General features: G+C 59.2%; 16 protein-coding genes and 6 pseudogenes. 15 read left to right on the top strand and 7 right to left on the bottom strand.

The genetic code is table 11. The features are described from left to right. Window positions 1–824: 824 nt before the first annotated feature. Window positions 825–1,065, top strand: a pseudogene (locus tag PQR27_RS39205) (IS630 family transposase); the annotation flags it as partial. 72 nt (window positions 1,066–1,137) lie between these two features. Here PQR27_RS39205 and PQR27_RS39200 read toward each other — a convergent pair. Next, the gene (locus tag PQR27_RS39200) at window positions 1,138–1,872 is read right to left on the bottom strand and encodes an IS6 family transposase (RefSeq protein WP_408528962.1); all 735 of its coding nucleotides are present in this window, start codon (window positions 1,870–1,872) and stop codon (window positions 1,138–1,140) included. Window positions 1,873–2,007: 135 nt separating this feature from the next. Here PQR27_RS39200 and ltrA point away from each other — a divergent pair, with 135 nt between their 5' ends. From ltrA to PQR27_RS39145, 11 genes and pseudogenes are all read left to right on the top strand, one after another. Continuing rightward, the gene (ltrA, locus tag PQR27_RS39195) at window positions 2,008–3,252 is read left to right on the top strand and encodes a group II intron reverse transcriptase/maturase (RefSeq protein ID WP_459251670.1); all 1,245 of its coding nucleotides are present in this window, start codon (window positions 2,008–2,010) and stop codon (window positions 3,250–3,252) included. Between the two features lie 84 nt (window positions 3,253–3,336). After that, window positions 3,337–4,098: pseudogene (gene istA, locus PQR27_RS39190) on the top strand (IS21 family transposase); the annotation flags it as partial. Between the two features lie 96 nt (window positions 4,099–4,194). Continuing rightward, window positions 4,195–5,436 carry a tyrosine-type recombinase/integrase gene (locus tag PQR27_RS39185; protein ID WP_046564875.1) on the top strand — a complete coding sequence of 414 codons (1,242 nt, stop codon included), beginning with the start codon at window positions 4,195–4,197 and terminating at the stop codon, window positions 5,434–5,436. A gap of 204 nt (window positions 5,437–5,640) precedes the next feature. Beyond that, complete coding sequence (locus PQR27_RS39180; protein WP_408528961.1) at window positions 5,641–6,375, top strand: tyrosine-type recombinase/integrase; 735 nt, start codon at window positions 5,641–5,643, stop codon at window positions 6,373–6,375. Next, window positions 6,323–7,358 (top strand): annotated as a pseudogene (locus PQR27_RS39175) (tyrosine-type recombinase/integrase). Before PQR27_RS39180 ends, PQR27_RS39175 begins: the two are co-directional and overlap by 53 nt. A 104-nt stretch (window positions 7,359–7,462) precedes the next feature. Next, window positions 7,463–8,251, top strand: a pseudogene (locus tag PQR27_RS39170) (Mu transposase domain-containing protein); the annotation flags it as partial. Beyond that, window positions 8,248–9,063: an IS21-like element helper ATPase IstB gene (gene istB, locus PQR27_RS39165; protein WP_408528960.1), complete on the top strand. Its 816-nt coding sequence runs from the start codon at window positions 8,248–8,250 to the stop codon at window positions 9,061–9,063. The pseudogene PQR27_RS39170 and the gene istB, both read left to right, overlap by 4 nt. Window positions 9,064–9,095: 32 nt before the next feature. Beyond that, window positions 9,096–9,626, top strand: a complete 531-nt coding sequence (locus PQR27_RS39160; protein WP_408528959.1) for a group II intron maturase-specific domain-containing protein — start codon at window positions 9,096–9,098, stop codon at window positions 9,624–9,626. Window positions 9,627–9,740: 114 nt separating this feature from the next. After that, window positions 9,741–9,845, top strand: a pseudogene (locus PQR27_RS39155) (IS6 family transposase); the annotation flags it as partial. Window positions 9,846–9,971: 126 nt separating this feature from the next. Then, window positions 9,972–10,991, top strand: coding sequence for an IS110 family RNA-guided transposase (locus PQR27_RS39150; RefSeq protein WP_408528542.1), 1,020 nt, complete (start codon window positions 9,972–9,974; stop codon window positions 10,989–10,991). Between the two features lie 284 nt (window positions 10,992–11,275). After that, window positions 11,276–11,359: pseudogene (locus PQR27_RS39145) on the top strand (IS6 family transposase); the annotation flags it as partial. A gap of 147 nt (window positions 11,360–11,506) precedes the next feature. Here the strand turns inward: PQR27_RS39145 and PQR27_RS39140 are convergent. The 6 genes from PQR27_RS39140 to PQR27_RS39115 all read right to left on the bottom strand — a co-directional run bounded on the left by PQR27_RS39140 (window position 11,507) and on the right by PQR27_RS39115 (window position 18,520). After that, on the bottom strand, window positions 11,507–12,922 hold the full coding sequence (locus PQR27_RS39140) for an ISNCY family transposase (protein WP_408528958.1): 1,416 nt from the start codon (window positions 12,920–12,922) through the stop codon (window positions 11,507–11,509). Between the two features lie 189 nt (window positions 12,923–13,111). Continuing rightward, window positions 13,112–14,527, bottom strand: coding sequence for an ISNCY family transposase (locus tag PQR27_RS39135; RefSeq protein ID WP_408528957.1), 1,416 nt, complete (start codon window positions 14,525–14,527; stop codon window positions 13,112–13,114). 189 nt (window positions 14,528–14,716) lie between these two features. Then, window positions 14,717–16,132, bottom strand: coding sequence for an ISNCY family transposase (locus PQR27_RS39130; RefSeq protein ID WP_408525451.1), 1,416 nt, complete (start codon window positions 16,130–16,132; stop codon window positions 14,717–14,719). A gap of 396 nt (window positions 16,133–16,528) precedes the next feature. Beyond that, window positions 16,529–16,900, bottom strand: coding sequence for a type II toxin-antitoxin system VapC family toxin (locus tag PQR27_RS39125; RefSeq protein ID WP_408528956.1), 372 nt, complete (start codon window positions 16,898–16,900; stop codon window positions 16,529–16,531). Continuing rightward, the gene (locus PQR27_RS39120) at window positions 16,897–17,094 is read right to left on the bottom strand and encodes a type II toxin-antitoxin system VapB family antitoxin (RefSeq protein ID WP_408512266.1); all 198 of its coding nucleotides are present in this window, start codon (window positions 17,092–17,094) and stop codon (window positions 16,897–16,899) included. Before PQR27_RS39120 ends, PQR27_RS39125 begins: the two co-directional genes overlap by 4 nt. Before the next feature lie 778 nt (window positions 17,095–17,872). Then, entirely contained in the window at window positions 17,873–18,520 is a 648-nt protein-coding gene (locus PQR27_RS39115) for a TetR/AcrR family transcriptional regulator (protein ID WP_408512265.1), read from the bottom strand. A gap of 255 nt (window positions 18,521–18,775) precedes the next feature. Here PQR27_RS39115 and PQR27_RS39110 point away from each other — a divergent pair, with 255 nt between their 5' ends. The 3 genes from PQR27_RS39110 (at window position 18,776) to PQR27_RS39100 (ending at window position 21,302) form a co-directional block, all read left to right on the top strand. Beyond that, window positions 18,776–19,609, top strand: coding sequence for an AMP-binding protein (locus tag PQR27_RS39110; protein ID WP_408528955.1), 834 nt, complete (start codon window positions 18,776–18,778; stop codon window positions 19,607–19,609). Continuing rightward, complete coding sequence (locus PQR27_RS39105; RefSeq protein WP_408528954.1) at window positions 19,498–19,821, top strand: nitroreductase; 324 nt, start codon at window positions 19,498–19,500, stop codon at window positions 19,819–19,821. Before PQR27_RS39110 ends, PQR27_RS39105 begins: the two co-directional genes overlap by 112 nt. A gap of 296 nt (window positions 19,822–20,117) precedes the next feature. Continuing rightward, entirely contained in the window at window positions 20,118–21,302 is a 1,185-nt protein-coding gene (locus PQR27_RS39100; RefSeq protein ID WP_408528953.1) for an acetyl-CoA C-acyltransferase family protein, read from the top strand. Window positions 21,303–21,757: the final 455 nt, after the last annotated feature.

The following is a 21,757-nucleotide window of genomic DNA, read 5'->3' as shown; positions in this document are numbered from 1 at the left end:
ACGTAAGTGCGGCGTGTGATCGTGATTACGCTGGCGCACGGATCCGCCGCATTGTTCAACGGCCTCGGGAAGTCGGGGCATCGGCCACGAGGCGGACGCGCAGTTGTCAACTTCGCCTAAGATGCCTCGTCCGGCGGACGACATCAGGGTGGAATAAGGAGGAAACTGGCGAAGTCAGTACTTCCGGGTTCGGCCAGTCCTCTGTATGCGCAAGCGCCGGCTGTTTTAAACAGCCCGTAGCGGAAGAGTTGATCCGCTCCATCGAAGGACCGTCCACAGACGCATTGCCAACCCGGTCGCTCTCTTCCGAGAGATATGGGCTCTTGCACATATGGCTGCGATCGACGTGTTCGCTAGTCGCTAATTCCCTCCAAAACAGCGATTGAACAGCGGGGAACGAAGCACACGTGGCGCGCGATGACGCGAACACGTGCGAAGTGAGTCGCCAATGGTTGATCCTCAACCAAATGGCCGAACGCATAAGGTCAGTTCTGCTGATTTAAGAACCAGTGACCGCTGTGGAACCTGTCGAGAGACCGCTCGGGACCGACCGCGAAAGTCGGGGACTGGCGCAGCGACGCGTGCTCACGGAGAGGCTTCGGACTTCCTGGATCGGCCATCTGCTACCGTCCGTGCTTCCCGCATCGCGGCCATTCCAATGACCGCTGTGCTGCAAATCCTGCCGAATACCCTAGGGGCGCTTCTCAACCCTGGCAGGGATTCAGGCGACCGTTCTAACGTCGCGAACTGGATTCTTACTCATAAGTCAGGAATTTGCGGACAGATGGTCTGTGCCTGAGCGATCGCTATTGAGAACATCACCCATGAAACGAGATGGCCGGAGCCTGGCTCACAATACGCTCGAAGAGACGCCTATCCTTGCACTTCAGCGTATGGCTGAAGGCGAGGATCCAAATGAAGTTGCCGCGTCGTTTGGGATGAATCGCTCGTGGGCGTACGAGATTAGGGCGCAGGCGCGAGGCCGTGGGAGCGCTACGATCGACCAAGGGCACAGGCCGCCCACGTACGCTTGGTGCGACGCAGGAGCAACGGGTAATGCGCTGGGCTCGGGCAGCACTATCTCCGGCTTTGTCAACTTGCCGTATTCAGGCGGACTTCAGGATAACTGGCAATCGCTCAGAAACCAGTCGACGGATTTTGGGTGAGCTCAGTGAATCGATGCCACGCGGCAAAGCGTTCGCTGAGTTGTTTGCGGTACAGCGAAGCACGCAGCAGATGTCGCTTGAGCGCGAAGTGCTGCCGGATCGGACCAAAGCTCGATAGAAATGCCTGCATGCGTTTATGCTCACGAAAGCCCCGCATGCGACGCTCACGTTCGCGCGTGGGCTGATGACTGTTCTCGGCTCGGTTGTTTAACCGGGCCGACGCCTTAACGAACACATGCTTGACGTTGGCCAGTTCGCGGATGTCCGCCTTCGCGGCCGGGTAGCTGCGCAGCTGATCGGTGACGATTTTGCGTGGCACCGGACACGAACGAAGCAGGTGCTTGAAGAAGCGTTTGGCGGCGGCCTTGTCGCGTCGCTTCTGCAACAGGATGTCGAGCTCGGCGCCATGTTCATCAACCGCGCGCCAAAGCAAGTAAGGCTCCCCGCGCAGCGTCACAAACATCTCGTCGAGATGCCAGGTGCTGCCTGTCTTGCGTCGGGCCGCTTTCACGCGGTGAGCAAAGCCTGCACCAAATTTGTCGCACCAGCATCGGATCGTCTCGTACGTCACGACCACGCCGCGCTCGAAGAGTAACTCCTCAATGTCGCGCAAGCTCAACTGGAAGCGAAAATACCAACGCACGGCGCAACTGATAACACCAGCGGGGAAACGGTGACCGTGATACAGCGATTTTGATTTCTTCATCGCGCCATCTTACGCGACGACCCCAACAACCTGACAACGCCGTTGCAACATCACCCGACGCGAAAGCGGGCAGACTTCCTCGTGGTCTCTCCTCACCAGAGAGTTTGCAGAACCATCTAAACGGAAGGAAAGCAAATGAGCGCAGCAACACGGGCGCGTGCACCTTCGGGCGTGGCGTGGACCGGCATCAATTGGGCCGATGTTCAACGTCAGGTAAGGAGGCTGCAATCGCGTATGGTGAAGGCGGTACAGGCCGGCCGCCATAACAGGGTGAAAGCACTGCAATGGCTGCTGACCCATTCGTTCAGCGGCCGTGCATTAGCCGTGAAGCGGGTGACTGAAAACAAAGGCAGGAACACCCCCGGTGTGGACAAGGTAACGTGGAAAACACCGGCGGCAAAGGCCAACGCGATTGCGTCGTTGAAGAGGCGGGATTATTCGCCCCTTCCACTTCGGAGAGTTTTTATTCTGAAGAAAAACGGCAAGACGAGGCCGCTCGGCATACCCGTGATGAAATGCCGCGCCATGCAGGCGTTACATCTGCTGGCGTTGGAACCCGTTGCGGAAACCACCGCCGATCTGAACTCTTATGGGTTCAGACCGGAACGCTCTACTGCTGACGCTGGGGGACAATGCTTCATTTCTCTGGCAAAAAAGGCGAGTGCGGAATGGGTGCTGGAGGCCGACATTCAAGGCTGTTTCGACAAAATTTCCCACGACTGGATGATTGCCAATATCCCCACGGACAAGGTGGTTCTAAAGAAGTGGCTCAAAGCGGGATACGTGTATCAACACGAACTCTTCCCCACTGACGCCGGCACCCCGCAAGGGGGAATTATTTCCCCGGTGGCAGCCAACATGACGCTCGATGGCCTCGAAGCTATGCTAGCGGAAAAATTCCCGCGGGCGAAGCCGAGAGGACTGAAAATGAACATGGTGCGTTACGCGGACGACTTCATTATTACCGGCCACTCGAAGGAGTGGCTGGAACATGAAGTCAGGCCGGCAGTAGCTGAATTCCTGGCGGAACGCGGGCTGGTCCTATCACCAGAAAAGACCAGGATAACGCACATCAAGGATGGGTTTGATTTCCTCGGATGGAACATTCGCAAGTACAACGGCAAGCTACTGATGAAGCCGTCGAAAGCGAACGTCAAGGCACATCTTGACAAAATTCGTGAAATCATCAAGGCCAACAAGACGGCTAAACAGGCGAACCTGGTGAAGCTGCTCAATCCTGTTTTACGAGGATGGGCGAATTACCATAGCCATGTCGTCGCCAAGAAAGCCTTCGATCGGGTTGATTGGGGGGCGACAATGACTACGTCCGGTGTTGCGACATTCATCTTGGCCGGTAGTGAGGAGTCGGAGGCGGCGTAGCCGCCGGAGACGACGAACTGCCGGCGGCGCCGGATCGGCGAGGCTTAGGATGGCTGACTGAACCTAAAAAGAGGCGGTCAGCCCATGTCTGGAAGCCGCATTACCGACCAGCAGGTCCGCCTCTACATGAACCATCGCAAACACCATCCGCAGAAGCTCGCTGCGGCGAAGTCAGGCATGAGCGAGCGCACGGCGCGGCGTGTCGAACACGAAGCCGGACTACCGTCACAGCAGCCCCGGCGCTACTGGCGCTCGCGCCCGGATCCGTTCGCCGATGTCTGGGAGAGCGAAGTGGTCCCATTGCTACGCGCTGCGCCAAAGCTGAAGGCGATCACCCTGCTGCGCAAATTGCAGGAGGACCATCCCGAGCGCTTTCCGGACAGCATGCGGCGCACGTTTGAGCGACATGTCAGCCAGTGGCGCGCGCTCGAAGGGCCGAACCAGGAAGTGTTCTTCCCTCAAACGTATCAGCCAGGCGCGCGAGGCCTGTCGGACTTCACGCACATGGACAAGTTGTGCGTAACGATTGGCGGCGTCCCGTTTAACCACCTGTTGTATCACTTCGTGCTGGCGTTCTCGCGCTGGGAATACGCCGGTGTTGTCGATGGTGGTGAGAGCTTCCAGGCGCTCGCGACGGGATTGCAGAATGCGCTGTGGCAGGCCGGCGGCTGCCCACGCGAACACCGCTCCGACAGCCTGTCAGCGGCCTTCAGGAATCTGCAGGAAGAGGAAGACTTCACGGTTCGCTATGCGGCGCTACTCGAGCACTACGGGATGGAAGGCACACGCAACAACCGTGGCATGGGTCACGAGTATGGTGTGGTAAAAAAAATGTCGCGGTGCCTCTTAATGACCCTGTATTGCCTGTCAGGTTGACGCGTCTATGGCGACATAATTTCAGGCTGATACTGATATTCCACTGATCAACATTGGGGGAATATCATGTTTGAGACTCTCTTTACGCGTCCGCATGTTCTTGCTGCCCACACGCTCGCACCCTGCGTGGAATCCAGGAAACGCTTCCTCGTACATTGTCAGGAACTGGGTTATCCGCCTAAGTCGATCCGCAAGATCGCGTGGGTCCTGCTGGTTTTTTCGCAGAGCATGGATCTGTCCCGCCCGCGGTTAATAACGCACGAGGAAATCGCGTTTGCGGTTGACCACCGGATTCGTCTCGTTCGAAGTGAGCGCACGAACGAGTCCCGCAGCTCGCGGCTTCTGTTCATCCATACCGCCACGGCCTGGCTGTGTTTTCTGGGGCGTCTGGAGGAACGGCATCCCACGAGAGAACCATTTGTTTGCTATGTCGAACACTACGTCGATTTCATGCGCGACCAGCGAGGACTCTCTCCTGCTACGATTTCAAACTGTCGTGATGAGATCGGTCATTTTCTGGCGATGGTCTGCCGCCCTGACAGGGCAATTGATGCTCTCACTATCCACGACGTCGACACCTACCTCGCGTACCAGGGCAACCATGGCTGGTCCAGAGTGTCATTGCACGCGCTTGCGAGCACGCTGCGCAATTTCTTCCGGTATGCAGAAGGACAAGGCTGGGCCACCAACGTTGCGTGCGGCATTGAAGCACCCGTGGTGTATAGGGAGGAGGGTTTGCCGCTCGGGCCAGATTGGGATGACGTGCAAAGATTCGTCGCCAGTTTTGTCGGCGACAGTGCGATCGATCTACGCAACCGTGCGATGATCATGCTGCTGGTTGTCTACGGACTGAGGCGCGGCGAGGTGGTACTGCTCCGTCTGGAGGATATAGACTGGTGCGGCGAGATCCTTCATGTCCATCGTCCCAAGCAGCGTTGCACACAGCAATATCCGCTGGTGGCAACAGTTGGGAATGCCATTCTGCGTTACTTGAAGGAGGCGCGTCCACGAAGCGCTCATCGTGAGCTGTTCCTGTCGGTTGAGGCGCCGATCCGACCGTTGTCACCTGCGCGCGTAAGCGACATTGTCCGATCGCGTCTCGCAGTGCTTGGCATCGACATCCCGCGGCGTGGCGCACATTGCCTGAGGCATGCCAATGCCCGGCACTTACTCGATGCTGGTTTTGCCCTGAAGGAGATCGGCGATCATCTCGGCCATCGCAGCGCTTCGTCGACGAGAACCTATGCGAAGGTTGACCTGAGCGGACTGAGGCGTGTGGCCGAAATCGATCTGGGGAGTTTGCTATGACGCTCTCCGAAGTTGTCGCCCAATACGTGAGCCACAAACGGGCGTTGGGCATGCGCTTTGATTCCGAAGCGGCCACGCTTGCCTCATTCTGCCGCCGGGTTGATGGCAACATTGATGTGACGTCGGTCACGCTCAGGCATGTACATGACTTCCTGACTGGCAACAGGCCGCTGACTAACCATTGGCGCAAGAGAAGGTCGGTACTTGACTGCCTGTTTCGTTTTGCCCCTCTCGCGTGGGCATGTCTCGGCTTCTCCACTTTCTCCCTACAGTCCGGAATTGCCGCCACCGCTGATACCCTATATCTATTCGCAGCAGGAATTAAAGCACCTGCTCGACGTGGCTCCGGCGGCATGCAGTCCATACGGTCTGCTGGATGCATATGTTTTGCGTGCACTCATTCTGATTCTGTATGGCGCTTGCCTGCGCCATGGCGAAGCCTTGCGGCTAACCATGCAGGACGTCAATCTCGACGAAGCCGTCCTGCATGTGCACGAGAGCAAATTCTATAAATCGAGGCTGGTTCCGCTAGGCGCAGATCTGAATAGTGCGATGCGAACCTATGCCCGGCAACGCAACCAGAGATTTGGGCAGGCACCGGCTGCGCCGTTCTTCTGTTTCCGCGATGGTCGCCCTGTGACCCAGAAAGCTGTGTGCAAGGCCTTTCAGCGACAGCGCGCCCTGGCAAACATCCAACGCGAAGGCTGTGCGTCCTGCCAGCCGAGGCTGCATGATTTGCGGCACTCAGGCGCAGTGCACCGGCTAATCGCCTGGTATCGCGGTGGCGTGGAGTTGCAACTGTTGTTACCGCAACTGGCCACCTATCTCGGCCACATCGATCTCGCGAGCACCCAGCGCTACCTCACTCTGACGCCCGAGTTGCTGAATGAAGCGGGCACGCGCTTTGAAACTTACTTCCTTGAGGTGCATCATGAATAACTCATCTCTGCTGGGTCCGTGGATCCGGCGGTTCCTGATCGAGTATCTGGTGGGCGAACGTAACCTTGCCATCAATACGCAAAAAAGTTACCGCGACATGCTCATGCTGTTGCTTCCGTATCTGGCCAAGGTCGACAAACGGATCGACCGCCTGAGCGTTGATGATCTCTCCGCGCAAATGGTCCGCCTGTTCCTGACGCACATGGAAGAACAGCGCCACTGTATGGTCAGCACACGAAATCAGCGGCTCGGCGGCATCCATGCGCTGGCTCGTTTCATCGGCGAACATGCACCGGAATACGTCGAATGGTGGGCACAGATTCATCTGATTCCCGTCAAGAGAACCAGTCGGCCGGAGATCAGCTACCTTAGCAGGCAGGAAATGGACGCCCTGCTCGCAGCCTCTGACATGAATACAGCACAGGGGCAGCGCGAACATGCGTTACTGCTCTTCATGTTTAATTCAGGAGCGCGTGCAAGCGAAGCCGCGCAGCTCAGGATTGGCGACATTGACTGGCACACGCGTTCGGCCAGCATCGTCGGCAAGGGGAACAAACATCGCCGCTGCCCGCTCTGGAAATCCACAATCGAGGCGTTGCGCTCACAGACTGAAGGCAGGGCCCGCCGAACCTGTGTTCCTCAACCGGTTCCACCAGACGATGACGCGCTCCGGCATTCATGCTCTGGTGAAGCGCTGCGCTATTCGTGCTGCAGCCAGCGCGCCGTCACTCGCCGGCAAGAATGTGCACCCACATGTGATTCGGCATACAACCGCTTCGCTACTACTGCAGGCCGGTGTCGACATCAATACGATACGCGGCTGGCTTGGGCACGTGTCGTTGGAGACGACCAACATCTATGCCGAGATCAACCTGGAAACAAAGGCGCGGGCGCTGGCGACATGCGAAGTGCAAGGCAATGCCGAAGTACAAAAACAATGGCGTGATCAGCCCGACCTGATGGCCTTCCTCCGCACCCTGTAGCCGAATAATATGTGCTGTTCGATTTCCGCAAAGACGCTGCCTTGGCCTCGTTGGTTATCGACCAGCACATTTTTTTTACCACACCATACTCGTTTTTATGGGCTCGAGCCCATAATCACGAGAATGGCAGCGTCGAATCCTCGCATCGCTATCTGAAGGATCAGGTCGATCAGGCCCTGGAGTTGCGCGGTCACCGAGACTTCGCGGACCGGGCCGCTTACGACGGGTTCGTGCGCGGGGTGGTGATGCGCCGCAACCGGCGTAATGCTGCAGCGTTCCAGATCGAGCGCGAGCACCTGCTGGATCTGCCTGAGCACCGTACCAGCGACTTTGCCGAGGAAGAGGCACGCGTGACACGCTGCGGCACGTTCACCGTGCGGTGTGTCCTGTACAGCGCCCCCTCGCGGCTGATCGGTCATCGCCTGAAGGTACGCCTCTACAGTGACCGGCTCGATTGCTATCTGTCTGGCGCGCTCGTGCACAGCGCGGCGAGAGCCACGCACACGAGCAAGCGGCGCGGTCGCGGCATCGACTACCGGCACTTCATCGATTCGCTCAAACGCAAGCCGCAGGCCTTCAGGGGTCTCGCGTTCCGTGACGATCTGTTTCCGCGTGAAGCCTATCGTCGCACCTGGGAACGACTGGATCAGGCACTGACGCCGCGTAGCGCCTGCAAGACCATGGTGGGCCTGCTCGAGCTCGCCGGGCACCACGGCGTCGAGGCGCAACTGGCCGAGCGGCTCGATGCATTGCTCGAACTCGGTGAACTGCCCGATCTGAAGGCGTTGTTCGATGAGTTCGCGCCGCGCCAGGCCGAGTGTCCAGTGGTTGTCGTCGAGATGCCGTCCGCCGCGCTCTATGACACGTTGCTCGATGAGGAGGTGCTCGCATGAACGCCGCCTACGATGCTGGCCGTATCGCACTTATGCTCAACGAACTACGCCTGCCAACGATCGGCCGGTTGTGGCCGGACTTCGCTGAACGCTCGGACAAGGAAAGCTGGCAGGCGTCCCGGCTACTCGGTGCATTGCTTGAACATGAACTCGCCGAGCGCGCCAAACGAAGAATCGAACGTCATCGTGCCGAGTCGCATCTGGACCCGACCAAGACGCTCGCCACCTTCGACTTCGGTGTTGTGCCTATGGTCTCGAAGGCGCATGTGATGGCGCTGGCCACCGGCGATTCGTGGCTTGAGAAAGGCGCCACGATTCTCCTGTTCGGGCCGCCTGGCGGCGGGAAAAGCCATCTTGGAAGCGCAATCGGACATGCCCTGATCGATGCCGGCTATCGTGTGTTGTTCACCCGGACCGGCGAAATTGTGCAGAAGCTCCAGGTTGCGCGTCAGAGTTTGCAATTGCCGTCGGCACTCGCCAAACTCGACCGGTTCGACCTGATCATCCTGGACGATCTGTCGTATGTGAGGAAGGACCAGGCCGAAACCAGCGTGCTATTCGAGCTGATAGCCGAAAGATACGAGCGGAAAAGTCTTCTGATAACGGCCAACCAGCCATTCTCCGGCTGGAATGACGTCTTCCCTGACCCCGGCATGACGGTGGCCGCCATCGACCGGCTCGTCCATCACTCGACGATCTTCGAGCTGAATGTCGAAAGCTATCGGCGCCGCACAGCCAGCGACAAACAGAAAGAGCGCCGCCGTCAATTACCCACTGACAACCCGAACGGAGCGACAACCATGGCCAGCTAAACAGCGACAATCACCTCGGCCGACCGGCCAAGATGTTTGTCGGTAAACCGGACGTCCTGCTTGACGCTATCCAGGTTGATCACGAGGTCTGGTCAATGCTATGGCGATGGGCGGCAAGAAGGCACCCTAAAAAAGGCGCCCGATGGATAAAAAACAAATACTTCAGGGCCAAAGGTTTGCGGGACTGGGTATTTGCCGCCACAGAAAAAAAAGAGGATGGCACGACAAGAGAGGTCACCTTGCTGAAGGAATCGGCCACGCCAATAAAACGGCACATCAAGATCCGAGCGGGCGCAAATCCGCACGATCCGCAATGGGCACCATACTTCGAATCCCGATGGGGCCAGAAGATGCTGAACTCGACGCGCGGTCGCCGTAAGCTGTACCGTGTCTGGGTAAGGCAAGATGGCATGTGTTCCAACTGTCAGCAGCCCATCACAATGAACACCCGCTGGGATGTTACGCATATTGTGAAGCAAACTGACGGCGGCACGGATGCAGCAAGCAACCTCCAGGTTAACCATCTCAATTGCCGTAGAAATCCGCAGTACGCCAGAAAATAAAGTTGTACTACCGGGTGTCGACAGATGCCTTTGCAGAGGCTTGAGCCGTATGCTCCTAAAGGCGCACGTACGGTTCTTAGGGGGCAGCAGCGCAGCAATGCGCTGCTGCTACCCGACCAGGACCACCGGGCTATCAAGCGCCGTACCCGACCGATGCTCGGGTTCAAGACCTTTCGTTGTGCCCGAATTTTGCTGGGCGGTATCGAGCTCAATGGAATGAACGCCTCCCACCCGTGAGCGATGGGTTTCAGCAATGAAGGTGGACCCTCACGCGCCGACGGGCATCAAAGTGCCTAGGATGGAGGATCATACAGGTCTTCCCAGGCAAAACCGGAGGTGTCCGAAATGAACCTTACGCCAGTAGGGATCGATATTGCAAAGAGCGTCTTCCAGCTTCACTACGTGGACGCCGGGACAGGTGAAATCGTGAACAGGCCGGTCAAGCGAGCCAGGTTTCTCGAATACTTTGCGAACCGGGCGCCCTGCCTGATAGGGATGGAGGCGTGTGGCGGTGCACAGCACTGGGCACGGGAGCTGATAAAAATGGGGCATCAGGTAAAGCTGATGCCTGCAGAGTTCGTCAAGGCGTTCAACATCCGCAACAAGAACGATGCGGCCGACGCCCGGGCGGTCTGGCTGGCCGTGCAGCAGCCCAGCAAGGCGGTAGCGATAAAGACCGAAGCGCAGCAGGCCGTGCTGGCGCTGCACCGGATGCGTCAGCAGCTCGTCAAGTTCCGTACGATGCAGATCAACAGCCTACGCGGACTGTTGACCGAATACGGCGAAGTGATGGGCAGGGGCCGGGCTGCGCTCGACAAGGCAATACCCGCGGTGCTGGCCAGGATATCGGATCGCCTACCTATGGTGTTGATCGATACGTTGCGAGAGCAGTGGGACGGGTTGACGAAGCTCGATGAACAGATCGCCGTGATTGAGCGGCGGCTGCGCCAGTGGATGCTGGAGGACAAGGCGGTCAAGGCGATTACCGCGATCCCAGGCGTTGGTGTGCTCACGGCGACCGCTGCGGTGGCGACAATGGGCGATGCGAAGTCGTTTAGATCAGGGCGCGAGTTCGCGGCCTGGATCGGTCTTGTGCCGAAGCAAACGGGCTCGGGAGGCAAAGTGACGTTGCTGGGTATCAGCAAGCGCGGTGATACGTATCTGCGCACGCTGCTGATTCACGGTGCGCGCAGCGTGCTGCACCACGTTAGAGAACCCGGTCCCTGGGTCGAGCAGATCAGAAAGCGCAGACCGCCGAACGTGGTAATCGTAGCACTGGCCAACAAGATAGCGCGGACGATCTGGGCAATCCTCGCCCACGATCAACCGTACCAGAAGGGGTACGTGAGCGCGAAGCCAGCCTGAACGGTTTAGCGCTGCGTAGAGGATTAACGCTTTACACAGGATGGTACGTCGAAAGGTTGCGTCGGCAATCGAGTGTGATGACAAGACAGGTTGGACCCGGACTCGCTAAACCTGAATGTGCATAAGAGCCTCGAGCTCGTGAGCTCAATGAGGTGCGAGTCAGCGGATTTCATAGGGGCCCGCAGCGGCCGTATCGGCTGCAGTAAGGCCGTATATACAGCAGCAACCAATTCTGTACGTCAAAGCAGGAAAAATTGCTTCGCAAACGGGAGGCGTTCATATACATGCACATGATTGCAAAGGGGCAGGTGAAAGACAGTGGTAGCGGCCAAACTCCCGCCGAGCAGTTCTATTCGTTGGCGATGTAAGCATTCCTCATCATGCCGGTCCCGTTCGCTCTGTCAACCTTATCGCGACAAAACCCTCATATTGCCGCTACAGTTCTTGTCGAGGCCATTCTGAAATGTCCGGGTTTGGACTTTTTAGAAATGTCCGGTTTCAAGGTTCAGAAATCTCTATCTGGAAGGGCTTTTAAACACCGAGCCTGCCCGCGTTCCGGCAGTTCCCAGGACCGCCGCATTCAGGTCTTCAAGCGTCAGTTCGCGCTGCTTGCAGGTGCCCACCTTGCGCTCCTTCGGCCGCGGCGCTTCACCCTGATTGGTCCTAGATGGCGAGCCCGACGTCCGCCGGTCATCACGCTGCGCCTGGATCACCTGGGCGAGTTGCAGTGCGTGTCCCAGCCGCTTGTTGTCGACCACCGCGGCCTGATCGATCTCCGAGAGCCGGTCATACGGTACACAGGGCAGGGCAGCGCCATTGACCCGGATCTCGATGCGTCCGTCCGGATACTCGAACACGTCCAGATAGTTGTGAATGAGGCTGCGGTTTGCCGCCGTGTCTTCAAGCAGATAGATCACCCGGTCGTACTGCACCGTCAGCACCTTCGACACGCGCCGCGGCACCCGGCACGTCAGGATCAGGTCGAGATCGTCATCGGCCCGTAACGGCCGGTGTGCATCGAACGCGCTCCTGGGCACCTTGCCGAACCGGCCATTGAAGTCAGCGATGAAGTGGGGCGCATAAGCGTTGGCCGCCTCCTTCGTGCTGATGCCGCGTAACCGCAGTTCCTTCACGAGGCGATCCTGCAACGTCAGATTGGCGCGCTCGACGCGCCCCTTCGCCTGACTGCTGTTGGCACAGAACGTATCCACATTCAGTTCGTACAGCGCGCGGCCAAACTGCGTCACGCCCTTGCCAGGCGTCACCGAATGGCTGTTGCAATGAAATACGCTCGCCTTGTCGCTGTACAGCGCGACCGGCTTGCCATGCTGTTCAAGGTACGCGCGCATCGCCTCGAAATAGCTGAAGGTCGACTCGGTCGCCGTGAAATGCAGCGCCATCAGCCGGCTGGTTGCATCGTCAATGAATACCAGCAGCGTGCAGGCTGGCGCGCGGTCCTCGAACCAGCGGTGATCGCTGCCGTCGATCTGCACCAGTTCGCCCAGGCATGCTCGGCGGTTTCTCGGCTGATGCAGCTTCGGCGGTCTCTGCCGGCGTGGAATCCACAGCCCGGCGTCACGCATCCAGCGCCGCACGGTTTCTTTCGCCAGCACCACGCCATGACATTCGGCCAGCTTCTCGCACGCCAGTGTCGGCCCGAAATCGGCGTAACGCTCACGCACCAGCGCCATGGCCCGCGCACGGACATCCACCGGCAGTTCGCGGTTACCCGGTTGCCCACGCCGCGCCGAGACGAGCCCGGCCGGTCCTGCAGCCTCGTAGCGCCGAACCAGCCGGCTGCGCTGACGCTCACACAGCTGCAGCCGTTCGGCCGCCAGCACGACCGTCAGCCGCCGCTGGACGACCGCTTCGATGATCTTCACGCGCTCGAGCTCATGCATGCTGATCGTGATGAATCCACGTCCGTTCATGTCCGGCTCCCGGGCTGTGCTCATGCCGCAGCATGCGCCACAGCCGCCGGCCCGGAGCCGGGAACCGGACATTTCTAATGAGCCAGAACCGGACATTACTAAAAAGCCCTGACACCAATTGTCGAGGCCATTCTGAAATGTCCGGGTTTGGACTTTTTAGAAATGTCCGGTTTCAAGGTTCAGAAATCTCTATCTGGAAGGGCTTTTAAACACCGAGCCTGCCCGCGTTCCGGCAGTTCCCAGGACCGCCGCATTCAGGTCTTCAAGCGTCAGTTCGCGCTGCTTGCAGGTGCCCACCTTGCGCTCCTTCGGCCGCGGCGCTTCACCCTGATTGGTCCTCGATGGCGAGCCCGACGTCCGCCGGTCATCACGCTGCGCCTGGATCACCTGGGCGAGTTGCAGTGCGTGTCCCAGCCGCTTGTTGTCGACCACCGCGGCCTGATCGATCTCCGAGAGCCGGTCATACGGTACACAGGGCAGGGCAGCGCCATTGACCCGGATCTCGATGCGTCCGTCCGGATACTCGAACACGTCCAGATAGTTGTGAATGAGGCTGCGGTTTGCCGCCGTGTCTTCAAGCAGATAGATCACCCGGTCGTACTGCACCGTCAGCACCTTCGACACGCGCCGCGGCACCCGGCACGTCAGGATCAGGTCGAGATCGTCATCGGCCCGTAACGGCCGGTGTGCATCGAACGCGCTCCTGGGCACCTTGCCGAAGCGGCCGTTAAAGTCAGCGATGAAGTGGGGCGCATAAGCGTTGGCCGCCTCCCTCGTGCTGATGCCGCGTAGCCGCAATTCCTTCACGAGGCGATCCTGCAACGTCAGATTGGCGCGCTCGACGCGCCCCTTCGCCTGACTGCTGTTTGCACAGAACGTATCCACATTCAGTTCGTACAGCGCGCGGCCAAACTGCGTCACGCCCTTGCCAGGCGTCACCGAATGGCTGTTGCAATGGAATACGCTCGCCTTGTCGCTGTACAGCGCGACCGGCTTGCCATGCTGTTCAAGGTACGCGCGCATCGCCTCGAAATAGCTGAAGGTCGACTCGGTCGCCGTGAAATGCAGCGCCATCAGCCGGCTGGTTGCATCGTCAATGAATACCAGCAGCGTGCAGGCTGGCGCGCGGTCCTCGAACCAGCGGTGATCGCTGCCGTCGATCTGCACCAGTTCGCCCAGGCATGCTCGGCGGTTTCTCGGCTGATGCAGCTTCGGCGGTCTCTGCCGGCGTGGAATCCACAGCCCGGCGTCACGCATCCAGCGCCGCACGGTTTCTTTCGCCAGCACCACGCCATGACATTCGGCCAGCTTCTCGCACGCCAGTGTCGGCCCGAAATCGGCGTAACGCTCACGCACCAGCGCCATGGCCCGCGCACGGACATCCACCGGCAGTTCGCGGTTACCCGGTTGCCCACGCCGCGCCGAGACGAGCCCGGCCGGTCCTGCAGCCTCGTAGCGCCGAACCAGCCGGCTGCGCTGACGCTCACACAGCTGCAGCCGTTCGGCCGCCAGCACGACCGTCAGCCGCCGCTGGACGACCGCTTCGATGATCTTCACGCACTCGAGCTCATGCATGCTGATCGTGATGAATCCACGTCCGTTCATGTCCGGCTCCCGGGCTGTGCTCATGCCGCAGCATGCGCCACAGCCGCCGGCCCGGAGCCGGGAACCGGACATTTCTAATGAGCCAGAACCGGACATTACTAAAAAGCCCTGACACCAATTGTCGAGGCCATTCTGAAATGTCCGGGTTTGGACTTTTTAGAAATGTCCGGTTTTAAGGTTCAGAAATCTCTATGTTAGAGGGCTTTCAAGCACCGAGCCTGCCCGCGTTCCGGCAGTTCCCAGGACCGCTGCATTCAGGTCTTCAAGCGTCAGTTCGCGCTGCTTGCAGGTGCCCACCTTGCGCTCCTTCGGCCGCGGCGCTTCGCCCTGATTCGTTCTCGACGGCGAGCCTGACGCACGCCGGTCATCGCGCTGCGCCTGGATCACCTGCGCCATCTGCAACGTGTGTCCCAGCCGCTTGTTATCGACCACCGCCGCCTGGTCGATCTCCGAGAGCCGGTCATACGGCACACAGGGCAGGGCAGCGCCATTGACCCGGATCTCGATGCGTCCGTCCGGATACTCGAACACGTCCAGATAGTTGTGAATGAGGCTGCGGTTTGCCGCCGTGTCTTCAAGCAGATAGATCACCCGGTCGTACTGCACCGTCAGCACCTTCGACACGCGCCGCGGCACCCGGCACGTCAGGATCAGGTCGAGATCGTCATCGGCCCGTAACGGCCGGTGTGCATCGAACGCGCTCCTGGGCACCTTGCCGAACCGGCCATTGAAGTCAGCGATGAAGTGGGGCGCATAAGCGTTGGCCGCCTCCTTCGTGCTGATGCCGCGTAGCCGCAATTCCTTCACGAGGCGATCCTGCAACGTCAGATTGGCGCGCTCGACGCGCCCCTTCGCCTGACTGCTGTTGGCACAGAACGTATCCACATTCAGTTCGTACAGCGCGCGGCCAAACTGCGTCACGCCCTTGCCAGGCGTCACCGAATGGCTGTTGCAATGAAATACGCTCGCCTTGTCGCTGTACAGCGCGACCGGCTTGCCATGCTGTTCAAGGTACGCGCGCATCGCCTCGAAATAGCTGAAGGTCGACTCTGTCGCCGTGAAATGCAGCGCCATCAGCCGGCTGGTCGCATCGTCAATGAACACCAGCAGCGTGCAGGCTGGCGCGCGGCCCTCGAACCAGCGGTGATCGCTGCCGTCGATCTGCACCAGTTCGCCCAGGCATGCTCGGCGGTTTCTCGGCTGATGCAGCTTCGGCGGTCGCTGCCGGCGGGGAATCCACAGCCCGGCCTCACGCATCCAGCGCCGCACGGTTTCTTTCGCCAGCACCACGCCATGACACTCGGCGAGCTTCTCGCACGCCAGTGTCGGCCCGAAATCGGCGTAACGCTCACGCACCAGCGCCATGGCCCGCGCACGGAGATCCACCGGCAGTTCGCGGTTGCCCGGTTGCCCACGCCGCGCCGAGACGAGCCCGGCCGGTCCGGCAGCCTCGTAGCGCCGCACCAGCCGGCTGACCTGACGCTCACACAGCTGCAGCCGTTCCGCCGCCAGCACGATCGTCAGGCGATGCTGGACGACCGCTTCGATGATCTTCACGCGCTCGAGCTCGTGCATGCTGATCGTGATCAATCCACGTCCGTTCATGTCCGGCTCCCGGGCTGTGCTCATGCCGCAGCATGCGCCACAGCCGCCGGTCCGGAGCCGGGAACCGGACATTTCTAATGAGCCAGAACCAGACATTACTAAAAAGCTCTGACACCAATGATGTTGATAATTCCTTTTATGGAAGATTCTTGAAGCTATCAGGCAGTTGGTCTCGGACTGTGCGCGGGTCGGCTTCGACGCTCTCTGCATTACCAGCGCTGCGGTTCGGGTATTGTAAAAGCATCTGCATGTCTTTGATGATGGCGGCCGGGGGAACTGCATCTATTCATGGCGCTGGGGAGGCTTGCTCCACGATCCGCCGTCCGACCGCGCCAAGGCGGCGGTCGGACGGCGGGACAGACTATCGCGACCGATACCGTATCGTTTGAGCCGCCATTAGTGTCCCAGCATCGCGCTCAGCCCGAGTTCGTCGGCAACCTTCTTAAGTCGCTTATCGCGCGTCCAGACCGTTACGCCCGGCTGCAACCGCGCGGACGCAAGCAGTGCAGTATCGACATATCCAATTCCGCGGTTGAAGAGTTGCTCGCTCTGGATGAGATAGGCAACCTCCTCTGGCGTGGCGATGAGGGCGCGCGGAAGATCCAGCAGCGCACCAAGGACGACGTCGCGGTTGCGCAAGCTGCCAAGAGATATCTCGCCAATCACGTAGGGGTGGGCGAGTACGCGTTCCTCTGACAACAGGGTCACCAACATCGAGTCAGACGCGTTAATGTGGTCGATCCACACGGACGTGTCGACCAGGATCATTCAACATCCTGCCGACGACGCGGTGTCCCTTGAATCCCCGGCTGGCTGCCGCCGAGGTTTGCCAGCCGACGTGCGGCCTCACGTTGAATTAGGGCTTTGAGTGCTTCCCGGACCAGCGCGGCCTTTTCGTCCAGCCCCGTGTAGGCTTGCGCCTTGGCGATCAGGTCGTCGTCCAGGGCAATCGTAGTACGCATAAATGCCTCCGCAATCTAGGCTTAAATTATAGCATCATCTGATGCTATAAGATGTGCTTCCGCCCAGCAGGCCGCGCAGGGCTGGCTCCGGGTCTGATACGAGCCCCTTTTGGCGCTCGCAACAGTCTCGACGGGTCAAGCACGCAATGCGTGGTCTGCGTCCCGAACGGCAAGCGGTCAATGCCCATAAGCATGGCGCGCGTGTATCGGCGCTCGCGAAGCAGCCACTGGCGAATCTAGCCGCGGTGGCTTGACGGCTGCGGTTCCAGACTCCGATCGAAGGGTTACTAAATTTCGCGACTCCATCCGTCACTTGAAGCTCGAGGCGTCTACCAGCGTTCGACCGGGGCTATCGCCAGTGTATCGGTCCGCGAACCATCACAGTGAATACACAGAAGGATGATCTCGCGATCAAAGTGTCGCCCATCGAGCAGCTTGTGCAGGCTCCTCTTCAGCTTACTCATCGTCCGTCATCAGTTCGTGTAATTCGACGACTCTAACCCATTCACATCCTCCATTTGCACCAGAACCCTGCGTAGAAGCCAGATCTTTGGAGGCTTTAAGAGAACGCGAATTCTACTTAGAAGTATTCTCTAAGTAATGGGGTCGCAACTCGTGGTGATTAATGTGCCCCCGATTAAGGCGGCGGCAAACGACCTATTTTTGGAATCATCGGCTTGGTTTGTACCGGCGTCCACAGCGTACTGCCAAAGGCGCGTTTGGCGGATTTATCGAGTTTTGGCGGACAGGAAGGTGATCGACTCGAAGCCCATTGACGTCAATGACTGGGAGGGGCGAACGGCAGCAAACTTCCGGAAACTCCCCGCAAGCAAAAACTGATGATCGCAGACGCATGGGTAGTTTGCTGTGGCGGACGGTTTGCCGGGTCGTTTGTCAGCGGCGCCACCAAGCCTTCAAATAGGCAGCCAACGATACAGTCTGCTGAGGCAGCGGCATCTTGGACGGGAAACTCACCAGCGGCAACCCCTTGCTCAATGATCGTCTTGAAGACCCGTGACAACGCGCGGTGATAGACCAGACGAGCCGCCTCAACATCCGGCTCCACCGGTTCGGCAACGAGGGCATGAGCAAGGCGATGTCCTCGCAAGGCTCTGCTCGCAAACGTCCATGCCGCCGCGCCGAGTCGATCACGCGCAGTTCCATCACGCATTGCAATTCCCGCGACGACATTTACCTCTCGCTGCGCCGTCGTCTTTACAACCTCGACCATCAACTCGGTTTTCGACGGGAAGTAGCGATACAGCGTTCCGATCGCGATCCCGGCAGCGTCTGCTATTGACGACATCTGTGCCTCACGGAATCCAGATTCCGCTACTAGCCCTCGCGCGGCTTCCAGAATCAGCGGATATTTGTCGGCGCCACGACGGCGAATGCGAACGCGCGGTACGCTAAGTAGATCGTCCATTTCAGTCCTGGGTCAATGTGCATCTCGCACGCGGTCCGGCTGGCCGGTCAACGTCCGGCCAAACACCCCCATTATTGCACGCGCAGTCGGCTGTCAATCCCTTCTGAGCGGACGACAGCTTCGAGACGTCAGTGTTAATGCCTACATCACGGCGATTGACAGCAGGGCGGCTGCACCATTAATGTTAAGTGAATAACAATTCTATTTAACCGGGTTTGGATCAACCGAAGTCTTGCGAAACATCTGGAGACAAGTATGGAATTCAATGCATCCCCCTGCGACCCGAACAAGCGGGTTAGCGAACTGGTAAACCAGTATGCGGATCCTGCTGTCAGCGTCGCCTGGTTGCTTTGCGACAGGCACGATCCTCAGAGCGTGGCCTATGAGATAGTCGATGCCAAACTTCAGACAACACGAATGACTTATGGTGAGCTGCGGCGCCAATCTGAGGCGTTTGCGGCCGGTCTGGCGGCGCTCGGAGTAAAGCAGGGAGATCGCGTTGCAACCCTTGCCGGCAAGAGTCAGGAATTTCTCGTCGCATTGATCGGTATCTGGAGGTTGGGGGCGGTGCACGTGCCCCTTTTTACAGCATTTGCGGCGCCGGCCATTGCGCTGAGGCTTACTGGCAGCGGCGCGAAGGTCGTAATCTGCGATTTGGCACAACTCCCCAAATTAGCTTCCATCGAAGACATGCCGGAAAACCCCGCTTGGCGCGTTGTCGTGATCGGTGGGGCGGAAGGAGATATTTCGCATCCGTACGACGCCACCTTTCGATCGGTCCTCACCACCGAGGCGGCAGCGGTAAACGCCGCAGCACTCGGCGGGGATGCACCTTTCATTCACATCTATACATCTGGGACTACAGGCCGGCCAAAGGGGGTAGTGGTTCCCACCTGTCGCGACGGCGTAAGGTCGGCTTTGATCTCTATAGTCTTTACGGTATTCAACGCTCAGATCACGCCTCGAGAAAGGAGGCAATGCTTCGCAACTTCACGTTCTTCGGTGCGCCCGTTGGCCTGTTCTTCACGATGGACAAATATCTCCTCGCAGGCTCCTGGCTCGATAGTGGGATGTTTATGCAAAACGTGATGATCGCCGCACAGTGCTATGGAGTTGCGTCATGCGCGCAGCAGGCGTGGTGCGAGTATGGTGGCATCGTGCACGAAGTTCTCAATATTCCAGAGAACCAGATGCTGCTCTCCGGCATGGCGCTCGGCTATGAGGACCTATCGGCCGAGGAAAATAAATTGCGGACGGAGCGGGCTGCTGCACAAGAATTCTCGATCTATCACAGAGATTGACGTCGAGGCATCCGACTCATTTGACGGAAGCAGTCCCCCCCAGTGTTCGCGCGGGAGGGGGCGTGTCGGGATAAGGAAGGTGTCATTGCACGCCGAAGATCCAGAACCTTGGTGATGGTTCTGTGCGCTCTTCGAAGGTGGTCGCCTGCACTGGAGCACGCCCTCGCCGTTCTAAGTATGGCAGCCTTCGCGACGCAGTCGCTGAGCTCTGCTCTGCCTCAAGGCATTGGCGCGGCGTGACGTCTTAATCAGGCCATGGGTCAGTTTTCGTCATTCAATTGTCTGGGAGAGTAATCGTGAGCAATCGTGATGTGGTGGTGCTGGGCGCGGTCCGGTCAGCTATTGGGACTTTCGGCGGGTCCCTTGCGGACATTGAACCGGCGGAGCTGGCAGCCATTGTGATGAAGGAGGCGGTCACGCGATCCGGCGTTGACCCGACAGCGATCAACTACGTAACAGTAGGCAACACGATTCCCACGGATAGCCGGTTCGCCTACGTGGCGCGCGTGGCAGCCATTCAAGCTGGGCTGCCTATGGATTCGGTGGCGATGTCGGTAAATCGCCTATGTTCGTCCGGCCTTCAGAGCATCGTGACGACGGCACAGAACATCTTGCTCGGCGATTGCGACTATGGCGTCGGCGGCGGGGTCGAGGTGATGAGCCGCGGCGGCTATCTCTCTACCGCTATGCGCAGCGGCGCACGCATGGGCGACACGAAGCTGATCGACACCATGGTCGCCACATTGACCGACCCGTTCGGTGTAGGTCACATGGGAATCACGGCGGAAAATCTGGCCACAAAATGGGGAATTACGCGCGAGCAGCAGGATGCGCTGGCCGTAGAGTCGCACCGTCGAGCAGCGCGGGCGATCGCCGAAGGGCGCTTCAAATCGCAGATTGTTCCCATCGTGAAGCAGACGAAAAAGGGCGACGTGTTATTCGACACCGACGAACATGTGAAGCCAAACACGACAATGGAAACGCTGGCCAAGATGAAGCCAGCATTCAAGAACGACGGCTCGGTGACCGCCGGCAACGCCTCGGGCATTAACGACGGCGCGGCCTTCTTTGTGCTGGCCGACGCAGCAGTGGCGGTAGCGGCCGGCCATAAGCCGATTGCACGACTGGTCTCCTACGCGGTGGCCGGTGTGCCTAACGAAATCATGGGTGAAGGCCCGATTCCCGCGACGAGGCTGGCGCTCAAGAAGGGCGGCCTTACGCTTGACCAAATGGACGTGATTGAGAGCAACGAAGCGTTCGCTGCGCAGGCCATCGCGGTGGCGCGCGCGCTCGGACTCGACATGGAAAAGACCAACCCGAACGGCGGTGCGATCGCGCTCGGTCATCCGATCGGCTGCTCGGGCGCCTTTCTCGCCACCAAGGCGGTCTACGAATTGCAACGCATCGGCGGCCGCTACGCGCTTGTGACGATGTGCATCGGCGGCGGCCAAGGAATCGCCGCGGTGTTCGAGCGCCTTTGAGGCTTAAGTGCAGGTTAAACCTCCGGAAAGGAATGCGGCGACGGCTCCTTCCGATCTCAGGCCTTGAGACAAGCCATAAATCCGTAGTATGGCTCGATCAAAAATCGGTATTTAGACGATGTCTCAAGCGAAGCTAATATTAGTCCCACGCAAGCCGGTGGTGCTCATCCGTAGACCTGTATCGGGGACGGGATGAATCGCTCGTGTGCATAAAGACAGAAGGAGGCAATCTTAAATATACCGGTCGGGCGACGCCTTGCGCACCGCGGTGATAGTCAAGAAACTGATTCGGACTAAGCGGGCGCCGTGTCGACGACCGTGTGCGCAGTGCAGGAAAAAGTGGTGATCGATGGCGACGCTCGTGATGCCGACGTCAGGGAGTGCCCGCCCGGGGTGAGTGTAAGCAGCTAACTTCCATACGTAGTTAGCGTGCCATGGCCCGTCGCGCGAGCGGT

Origin of the sequence: Paraburkholderia fungorum (assembly GCF_046027215.1) — a bacterium.
Classification (GTDB): Bacteria; Pseudomonadota; Gammaproteobacteria; order Burkholderiales; family Burkholderiaceae; genus Paraburkholderia; species Paraburkholderia fungorum_D.
Note: the sequence above shows the minus strand (reverse complement) of the source record. Positions and strands in the feature narration are given on the sequence as shown.